Here is a 703-nt window from a genome sequence, read left to right as displayed (position 1 = left end):
CCGACCCACCCAGCTCGAGGACGACCTTCTTCAGGTGACGCCCGGCGGTCTCCGCGACCGCGGTCCCGGCCCGCTCCGAACCGGTCAGCGACACGCCCCGTACCCGCTTGTCCGCGATCATCGCCGCGACCTGCTCATGGGTGGCGAACAGGTTCGTGTACACCCCATCGGGCACACCGGCGTCGGTGAACAGCTGCGCGATCGCCAGCGCCGAGGTCGGGCAGTTCTCGGCGTGCTTGAGGATCACGGTGTTGCCGGCCAGGAAGTTCGGCGCGGCGAACCGCGCGACCTGGTAGTAGGGGTAGTTCCACGGCATCACGCCCAGGATCGGGCCCACCGGCAGGTGCTCGATGCGGGCGTTGGCGTGCCCGGGCAGGGGCTTGTCGGCCAGCAGGTCGGGGCCGTTGTCGGCGTAGTAGCCGAAGATCTCGGCACAGAACTCGGCCTCGCCCTGGGCAGCGGAGGGCCGCTTGCCCATCTCGGTGGTGATCAACGCACCCAGCTCGGGGGCGCGTTCGGCGAAGAGCTCGCCGATCCGCTTCACGATCGCGGCCCGCTCGGCGACCGGGCGTCGGCGCCAGGCGTCGTAGGCCTGGGTCGCGGCCGCGACAGCGGCCTCGACCTCGGTGTCGGTGGCGAACGGGAACGTCTCGCGGACCTCGCCGGTGGCGGGATCGGTGACCTGGTACGACGGCGTCTGCGT

Annotated in this window: 1 protein-coding gene; it reads right to left on the bottom strand. The window is 71.1% G+C overall.

Going from position 1 to position 703, the window contains the following annotated elements:
• Positions 1-703, bottom strand: a 703-nt coding sequence (locus KSO98_RS18345; RefSeq protein ID WP_225287206.1) for an aldehyde dehydrogenase family protein, incomplete at both ends; no start/stop codon positions are given.

The sequence above is a fragment of the Nocardioides nematodiphilus genome, assembly GCF_020216525.1.
Classification (GTDB): domain Bacteria; phylum Actinomycetota; class Actinomycetes; order Propionibacteriales; family Nocardioidaceae; genus Nocardioides; species Nocardioides nematodiphilus.
The sequence above is the reverse complement of the archived record's forward strand: the minus strand, read 5'-3'. Positions and strand labels throughout refer to the sequence as shown.